Genomic DNA, 8,253 nt, shown 5'->3' on the forward strand with positions numbered 1-8,253 from the left:
TCTGGGTTTGCAGACGGCGCCCACTCCTGCGGACGCGGCCGACGCCCTGGCCCTGGGGATCTGCCATTGCTGGCGGGCTCCCATGATCGCCAGAATGGCTCAGGCCGAGGCGATGGCCGCGGAACAGAAGCGGAAGTACGAGGCTCGTCTGGCCGAGGAGCGCAAGTCCAGGGCAGCTGCAGCGAAGAAGCTCGGCAGCGCCACCAAGATCAAGGCCAAGAAAGAGGCGGGCGCCCGATGATTGCGTCGATTCGCGGGGAAGTCCTCGAGATCGCCCTCGACCATGCGGTTCTCGAGGCGTCGGGAGTGGGTTACCGGGTCAATGCGACACCCGCGACGCTCGGAACACTCGCCCGCGGGTCGGAGTCGAGGCTACTGACGACGATGATCGTGCGCGAGGACTCGATGACGCTGTACGGGTTCGAGGACAGCGAGTCGAGGGACCTGTTCTCGTTGCTGCTGACGGTGTCCGGCGTCGGTCCGCGAATCGCGATGGCGACGCTGGCAGTGCTCGATCCACACTCGCTGCGCACTGCCCTCGCGGACAGCAACATCACCGCCCTGACGCGAGTGCCCGGCATCGGTAAGCGCGGAGCCGAGCGCATGATCGTCGAGCTCAGAGACAAGGTAGACGCAATCGTCGGCGGATCAGGCGCGACATCGCTTCCATCGGGTTCGACCGGTGGGAACCCGGTTCGCGACCAGATCGTCGAAGCGCTCACCGGTCTCGGCTTCCCGCTGAAGCAGGCCGAGGATGCCACCGATGCGGTTCTGGCCGCGCAACCGGACGCGACCACCTCGGCAGCGTTGCGGTCGGCTCTCGCTTCCCTGGGTAAGAGCAAGTGAGCGACGCCGCAGAGTTCGAGGAGTCGCAGGTGAGCGCCGAGATCATCTCGGACGACGGCGACGTCGAAACGAGTCTGCGGCCGAAGTCGTTGACCGACTTCATCGGGCAACCCCGAGTGCGAGAGCAACTCCAGCTTGTCCTGACCGGAGCCAAGCTGCGGGGCAGCACGCCCGATCACATCCTTATGTCCGGTCCGCCTGGCCTAGGCAAGACGTCGATGGCCATGATCATTGCCCAGGAACTCAATACGTCGCTACGGCTCACATCGGGACCCGCCCTCGAACGGGCCGGTGACCTCGCCGCGATGCTGAGCAATCTCGTCGAGGGTGATGTGCTTTTCATCGACGAGATCCATCGAATCGCACGCCCGGCGGAGGAAATGCTCTACCTGGCCATGGAGGACTTTCGGGTCGACGTGGTCGTTGGGAAGGGCCCGGGCGCGACGTCGATCCCGCTCGAGGTCGCGCCCTTCACCCTCGTCGGAGCCACCACCAGATCCGGCGCCCTCACCGGGCCATTGCGTGATCGCTTCGGATTCGTCGCGCACATGGATTTCTACGAGCCCGAGGAGCTGGAGAAGATCTTGCTGCGATCGGCCGGGATACTCGGCGTTCCCATCGACAAGGAAGGCTGCGCCGAGATCGCCGGACGGTCGCGTGGCACCCCTCGGATCGCTAACCGTCTGCTTCGCAGAGTCCGCGACTACGCCGAGGTTCGCGGCGACGGAACGGTCACGAAGCAGACCGCGCAGGAAGCCCTCGTGGTCTACGACGTGGATCAACTCGGTCTCGACCGCCTCGACCGCGCCGTTCTCAGTGCCTTGATCAGAAGCTTCGGTGGAGGACCGGTCGGAGTGTCGACTCTCGCTGTGGCGGTCGGCGAAGAACCGGCGACCGTGGAGGAAGTCTGCGAACCGTTTCTCGTGCGCGCGGGGATGGTCGCACGAACGCCGCGCGGGCGTGTCGCCACAGCGGCGGCGTGGACTCACCTCGGTCTCGTTCCGCCGCCGGACCTTGCGATCGGTGGCATTTCTGTGCGAACCAACGAGGCTCAGCAGGGCTTATTCGAATAATCTGCTGATAAACAGCGGGAGCCGGACAGATCACCGGTGAGCTAGTGGCACACTAGGACGAACGCGCGGCACTTCTTCATTGCCGAGACGACACGCCAACCGAGACGATTTTAGGACTGACGTACAAGATGGAACTGCTATTTCCGCTGCTGATCGTGGCACTGCTCGTACCGATGTTTCTCAATGTCCGCAAACAGAAGAGGGTCCTTGCCGACACTCAGGCGTTGCAGGACTCCTTGAAGGTCGGCGACGAGGTCGTGACGACCGCTGGACTGTATGCCCGCGTAGTGCTGGTAGAAGAGGACACCATCGACCTCGAGGTCGCGGACGGAATCATCACCACGTGGTCGCGCGCCGTGGTGCGTGAGGTCCTTCCCGCCGACATCGACGAGTCGACCGACGCCGACCAGTTCGTTGCACCGGACGACCTGTCGGGTGTCGAGGGTGCCGGACCGTCGCTGGAGAAGAAGAGCACTACAGAGCCTGTCGCCGACGAGACGGTCGAGCAGAGCGCGCGTCGCCTAGACAAAGAGTGACCGAAAGATGACCGCAACCGCTGTCGGACACGTTCCGGCAGCGGTTTCGCGTGCGGGGACCAGGGTGTCCGTTTTTCCCTGATCGGCGCACCGAAGTCTTTCGTGATCGTCAACCGCCGTCACCATCGTCAATTGCCAAGAGGAGAATCACAGACCGTGGCAACTTCAAGCGGATCGGTGCATCCATCCCGCTATCTCGCCGTGTTCGGCGTCCTGATGGCCGTTGTGTATGCATTGGTCTTCTTCACCGGAGACAAGTCGCCCACGCCCAAGCTGGGCATCGATCTCGAGGGCGGCACCCGCGTCACGCTGACCGCGCGTACACCGGACGGCAGTTCACCGAGCCGGGAGAGTCTGGCGCAGGCGCAGCAGATCATCACCACCCGCGTCGATGGTCTCGGTGTCGCGGGGTCCGAGGTGCTCATCGACGGTGAGAATCTCGTCATCACGGTGCCCGGCGACGACAGCTCGCAGGCGCGCACACTCGGTCAGACCGCCCGCCTGTTCATTCGGCCGGTCATTCAGGCCACCCAGCCCGCAGCGGGCGCCCCCGCTGGTGAGGCCCCCGCAGCGGAAGTTCCAGCAGCTGAGACACCCGCACCGGCAGGTGACGCAGTTCCGCAGGGTCGTCCGTTCCCGGCCCAGGACCCCAGCACGATCGAGCCGGCACCAGCGGCAGACGAGCCCGCTGCGGAGCAGCCGGGAACCGACGCCGAACAGACGGCCGACGAGATTACCGAAGCGAAGGCGCTGCGGCAGAGCGAGGACCAGCAGGTTCAGCAGGCCGCACTTGCGACCATCGACTGCAACGCTCCGGACCCGCTGCAAGGTAACGACGATCCGGCGCTCCCTCTGGTGGCGTGCTCTACCGACGGCACCGCGGTCTATCTGCTCGGCCCGAGCATCATCGACGGCCAGCAGATTTCGGACGCGACCTCGGGATTCAACACGCAGCAATCCCGCCACGAGGTGAGCCTGAGTTTCGATTCCGAGGGCAGCAACACCTGGGCGAAGTTCACCGCGGAGAACATCGGTAGCCAGGCTGCGTTCACGCTGGACTCGAAGGTCGTCAGTGCACCGCAAATTCAGGGTGCGACGCCTGCGGGCAGCGCAACGTCCATCACCGGTCAGTTCACGGCCCAGGGTGCGTCCGAGTTGGCGAACACGCTGAAGTACGGCTCGCTGCCGTTGTCGTTCGCGTCCTCGGAAGCCGAAACGGTGTCCGCGACCCTCGGCCTCGCCTCGCTCGACGCGGGACTGCTCGCCGGCGCAATCGGCCTGGCTCTGGTACTTCTGTACTGCCTTGCGTATTACCGCGCACTCGGCTTCCTGACCGCGCTGTCGCTGATCCTAGCCGGCGCGATGGTGTACGGCATCCTGGTGCTGCTCGGGCGGTGGATCAACTTCACGCTCGACCTGGCAGGCATCGCCGGACTGATCATCGGTATCGGTATGACCGCGGACTCCTTCGTCGTGTTCTTCGAACGCATCAAAGACGAGATCCGCGAAGGCAGAAGCTTCCGATCGGCAGTTCCGCGCGGGTGGACGCGCGCGCGTAAGACGATCCTGTCCGGAAACGCCGTCAGCTTCATCGCCGCCGTCGTGCTCTACGTTCTGGCCGTCGGCCAGGTGCAGGGCTTCGCGTTCACCCTCGGTCTGACCACGGTCCTCGACGTTGTCGTGGTGTTCCTGGTGACCTGGCCTCTCGTCCACCTCGCGTCGAAATCGAAGTTCTGGTCGAAACCCGGGGTGAACGGACTGGGAGCCGTCGCGCAGATCGCGCAGGAGCGCAAACGCGCCGCCGCGCGCACGATGGCACGCAAAGCAGCAGCCGATGCACCGACGACGGGGGCCTGAGATGTCCGATTCTTCACAGAAGTCCACCGGCACCGGTTCTACCTTGCTCGAGGACTCAGGGGTCGACCAAAGCGCACAGCCGACGCGTAGTTGGCTTTCGCGGCTGTACACCGGAACCGGTGCCTTCGAGGTCGTGGGTCGCAGGCGGTTCTACTACACGCTGACCGGCGTGATCGTGCTGATCTGCCTCCTGAGCATGGTTGTTCGCGGATTCACGCTCGGTATCGACTTCGAGGGCGGTACCAAGATTCAGGTACCGGCAGACGGCAGCATCACGTCCGAGCAGGTCGAGACGGTGTTCACAGACACCCTCGGTTTCGGTCCGGAGGCGGTTCAGACTGTCGGTTCGGGCGCTGCGGCGACCGTTCAGGTGAGATCCGAAGCGCTCGAGGCCAATCAGGTGGATCAGGTCCGAAACGCACTGTTCGAGACCTTCCAACCGGTCGACAGCACCGGAACACCCTCGCCGAACGCCATCAGTTTCTCCGACGTCAGCGAGACCTGGGGCGGTCAGATCACCCAGAAGGCTTTGATCGCTCTACTGGTGTTCCTGGTGATCGTGAGTATCTACATCGCGATTCGCTACGAACGTGACATGGCGATCGCCGCGCTTGCTGCGTTGTTCTTCGACCTCATAGTGACCGCCGGTGTCTATTCGCTTGTCGGGTTCGAGGTCACACCTGCAACGGTCATCGGGTTGTTGACTATTCTCGGCTTCTCGCTGTACGACTCGGTGATCGTCTTCGACAAAGTCGAGGAGAACACTCGCGGAATTCTGCATCTGCATCGAAAGACCTTTGCCGAGCAGGCGAACCTCGCCGTCAACCAGACTCTGATGCGCTCGATCAACACCACTGTCATCGGAGTTCTTCCCGTTCTCGCACTCATGGTCGTCGCGGTCTGGCTTCTCGGTGTCGGAACGTTGAAGGACCTGGCGCTGGTCCAGCTGGTAGGCATGATCGTCGGCGCATATTCGTCGATCTTCTTCGCGACCCCACTCCTTGTCACCATCAAGGAAAAATGGGGACCGGTCTCCGTGCACACCAAGAAGGTTCTTGCCAAGCGCGCAGAAGCCGCCAACAGAGCAGGGTCGACGGGTCTGGTCACCGCAGGCTCCGGCGTCGCAGCCGACGCGCCCGTCACACCGCGGGTGGGTTCGCGGCCGACCGGGAAGCGCACCAAGAAGAGGCGTTGATGAACGTTTCAGTCGTGAGGTCGCGAGCGACGGCAGCTGCAGTGGCTGCCGGCGTCGCTGCCGGCGCCCTCGTGGGGTGCTCGTCGTCGGACGACCAGGTTCCGTCCATCGGATACGCAGTGGACAACACCCTGACCACGTACAACGCGCAGACCGTGGACGGCGCGGCATCGGGTGCCAGGCAAGCGTTCCCGCGCGTGCAGACGGGCTTCAGCTACCTGGGTCCAGAAGGAGAAGCGCTGTCCGACAACGACATCGGCGGGGTTGCAGTCGTTCCGGCAGACGTTCTGACGGTCAGCTACACCATCGCTCCGCAGGCCACGTACTCCGACGGTGTTCCGATGACATGCGACGATCTCGTTCTCACGTGGGCAGCGAACAGTGGCAGATTCGTTGCAGGCGAGAACGATCTTCCGATGTTCGATTCGGCCTCGAGTGCTGGGTACTCGGATATCGACCGAGTCGACTGCGTATCAGGAAGCAAGGAAGCCACGGTCGTCTTCCGTGCGGGTCGTAGCTACGAAGGATGGCGGAGTTTGTTCGGTGCCACCGAACTGCTCCCCGCGCACGTAGTCGCCCGGGTTGCTGGTGTACCCAACGTTGTCGATCCGATTCAGACGTCAGACCTTGCCGCGGTCGGTCGTATCGCGGACTTCTGGAACGTCGGCTGGACGCTCACACCCGGGCAGGTGGATACGTCGCTGCTGCCGTCGAATGGGCCCTACAAGGTCGATTCCTACACCCAGGACAGCGGACTCGTTCTCGTAGCGAACGACAAGTGGTGGGGTGTACCACCCGAGACCGAGCGGATCGTCGTGTGGCCCAAAGGGACCGACGTGCAGGCCCAGGTGGACGCCGGTGACCTCGAAGTCGTCGACCACGGCGCCGGTGGAACGATGCCGGCTGATGGATTCGAGCGCACCGACTATCCGTCACACGGCGTCGAGCAGCTGACACTCGCCACCAGCGGCGCATTGGCTCCCTCAGCGGCACGACGAGCCCTCGCGCTCTGCGTACCGAGGACGCAGCTGTTCGAAGCAGCTGGTCATCCCGGCTTCGACGAGGCCGCCGGAATCGGCTCCGGCGTTGTCGATTCCCGACTCGTCCAACCGAACACACTGCTGTACGGACCGGTTGCAGGCACAGCCGACGGCCGGTATCGCGCACCCGACACCGGTGCATCCGCTGCAGAGCTGAACGGCGCGGGCCTCGACGGAATCACCATCAGGATCGGCTATCTCGCCCCCGACCCGAGACGGTCGGAGATCGTCGCCGACATCGCTGCCGCGTGTGCCCCCGCCGGTGTCGTCGTCGAGGATGCCAGTTCGCCAGAGTTCGCTCCCAGTGCACTGCGAGCAGGTGCCGTCGACGCGGTACTCGGCTCGACCGCCTCGGCATCGGGGCCCGCTGGTGCGGTGTCGGACGAAGCCGCTCGCTACAGCCTGCGCAGCGGGGTCGGCAGCAATGTCGGGGGATACGTCAACGGCCGGATCGATGCCATCGTCGACCGACTCGCCGTCGAGACCGACGACGCCTCTGCGCTGTCCCTTGCCACCGAGGGCGAGCGGATCTTGTGGAACGACATGCCGTCGTTGCCGTTGTTCAACCAGCCTCGCAGTATGGCCGCGGCCGATGGAATGAGCAACGTCGTGGTGAATCCGACGGTCTCGGGTGCCGGATGGAATATGGATCGGTGGATACTTCACCGGTGAGCACCCAATTCTCTTCGCCCGAATCCGGTCTCGTCGCGGCCGCCACCGGCAATATCGATCGGCTCGTTCGGTGGGCAGACGATTTCCCCGTCGTCGGCGTTCGGTTCGCGGATCTGACGCCGGTGTTCGCCGATTCGGACGGACTGTCTTCGGTCGTCGCTGCGTTGGCGACCGCAGGATCGGGAGCCGACCTCGTAGCAGGTATCGATGCGCGGGGCTTTCTGTTGGGCGCGGGCGTTGCGCTTACTCTCGGTACCGGCGTCCTGGCAGTGCGCAAGGCCGGAAAGTTGCCGCCCCCGGTCATCTCGCAGAGCTATCAACTCGAGTACGGCTCCGCCGAGCTGCAGATTCCGGAGGCCGTCGACGTGTCCGGGCGCAAAGTGTTGGTCATCGACGACGTACTGGCCACCGGCGGCACTGTCGCAGCCACAGTCGAACTGCTCCGCTCTCGCGGCGCGGAAATAGTCGGAGCTGCGGTTGCTCTCGAGATATCGGCACTCGGCGGTCGGGACAAGTGTGTGGGCTACCCGCTCGTCTGCCTCCGGCAGGTATGAGGACTAAAGTTGATCACTACTGCATTCGACGGCGGCGCGTGAGCCACGAGTGCAGCCAACGCGGCAGGAGGCGATCACTGTGACTCGTTACGTCGACCAACCCTTGCCTGATCGACCCTCGTCGGATACCGAGGCCGTCGTCACGACCGAAGCGACAGTGGAACCGGTTCCTCAATCAGAGAGCCGGAGCGCGATGTCCGCGGTTCCGACCTCCGCGTCACGCCGCGTTCGAGCCCGTCTGGCCAGGCGAATCACTGCAGGCCGCAATGCCGCGGTCAAACCGGTGCTGGAACCGTTGGTCAGCCTGCATCGCGAGTTGTACCCCAAGGCGGATCTAGCTCTGCTGCAGCGCGCGTACGACGTCGCGGACGAGCGGCATGCCACCCAGATGCGGAAGTCGGGCGACCCGTACATCACGCACCCACTTGCGGTGGCCAACATCCTCGCCGAGCTCGGCATGGACACCACGACGCCCGTTGC

The 8,253-nt window shown here is 64.2% G+C and carries 8 protein-coding genes and 1 pseudogene; all 9 read left to right on the forward strand.

Features of this window, described 5'->3' with window-relative positions:
* Positions 1–241 (forward strand): annotated as a pseudogene (locus A2J03_RS16710) (crossover junction endodeoxyribonuclease RuvC); the annotation flags it as partial.
* The gene (gene ruvA, locus A2J03_RS16715; RefSeq protein ID WP_068376031.1) at positions 238–846 is read left to right on the forward strand and encodes a Holliday junction branch migration protein RuvA; all 609 of its coding nucleotides are present in this window, start codon (positions 238–240) and stop codon (positions 844–846) included. The pseudogene A2J03_RS16710 and the gene ruvA, both read left to right, overlap by 4 nt.
* Positions 843–1,919 (forward strand): Holliday junction branch migration DNA helicase RuvB, encoded by a 1,077-nt coding sequence (gene ruvB / locus A2J03_RS16720; protein ID WP_068376035.1) that lies wholly within the window; start codon positions 843–845, stop codon positions 1,917–1,919. The genes ruvA and ruvB overlap by 4 nt, the downstream gene beginning before the upstream one ends.
* Positions 1,920–2,047: 128 nt before the next feature.
* Positions 2,048–2,455, forward strand: coding sequence for a preprotein translocase subunit YajC (gene yajC / locus A2J03_RS16725; RefSeq protein ID WP_068376038.1), 408 nt, complete (start codon positions 2,048–2,050; stop codon positions 2,453–2,455).
* A 156-nt stretch (positions 2,456–2,611) separates the two neighbouring features.
* On the forward strand, positions 2,612–4,312 hold the full coding sequence (gene secD, locus A2J03_RS16730) for a protein translocase subunit SecD (protein ID WP_231912567.1): 1,701 nt from the start codon (positions 2,612–2,614) through the stop codon (positions 4,310–4,312).
* 1 nt (position 4,313) lies between these two features.
* On the forward strand, positions 4,314–5,507 hold the full coding sequence (gene secF, locus A2J03_RS16735; RefSeq protein ID WP_068376040.1) for a protein translocase subunit SecF: 1,194 nt from the start codon (positions 4,314–4,316) through the stop codon (positions 5,505–5,507).
* Positions 5,507–7,219, forward strand: a complete 1,713-nt coding sequence (locus tag A2J03_RS16740) for an ABC transporter substrate-binding protein (protein WP_068376042.1) — start codon at positions 5,507–5,509, stop codon at positions 7,217–7,219. The genes secF and A2J03_RS16740 overlap by 1 nt, the downstream gene beginning before the upstream one ends.
* The gene (locus A2J03_RS16745) at positions 7,186–7,773 is read left to right on the forward strand and encodes an adenine phosphoribosyltransferase (RefSeq protein WP_082897889.1); all 588 of its coding nucleotides are present in this window, start codon (positions 7,186–7,188) and stop codon (positions 7,771–7,773) included. Before A2J03_RS16740 ends, A2J03_RS16745 begins: the two co-directional genes overlap by 34 nt.
* Positions 7,774–7,930: 157 nt before the next feature.
* Positions 7,931–8,253 (forward strand): HD domain-containing protein (locus A2J03_RS16750; RefSeq protein WP_231912568.1); only part of this gene is annotated, 323 nt, incomplete at its 3' end.

The sequence above is a fragment of the Rhodococcus sp. EPR-157 genome, assembly GCF_001647195.1.
Lineage (GTDB): Bacteria > Actinomycetota > Actinomycetes > Mycobacteriales > Mycobacteriaceae > Rhodococcoides.

What these genes read in the sequence shown, in the direction of transcription:
- A2J03_RS16745 (WP_082897889.1), top strand. Translation starts at nt 7,186, where the DNA reads ATGGAATATGGATCGGTGGATACTTCACCGGTGAGCACCCAATTCTCT.
- A2J03_RS16740 (WP_068376042.1), top strand. Translation starts at nt 5,507, where the DNA reads ATGAACGTTTCAGTCGTGAGGTCGCGAGCGACGGCAGCTGCAGTGGCT.
- secF (WP_068376040.1), top strand. Translation starts at nt 4,314, where the DNA reads ATGTCCGATTCTTCACAGAAGTCCACCGGCACCGGTTCTACCTTGCTC.
- ruvA (WP_068376031.1), top strand. Translation starts at nt 238, where the DNA reads ATGATTGCGTCGATTCGCGGGGAAGTCCTCGAGATCGCCCTCGACCAT.
- yajC (WP_068376038.1), top strand. Translation starts at nt 2,048, where the DNA reads ATGGAACTGCTATTTCCGCTGCTGATCGTGGCACTGCTCGTACCGATG.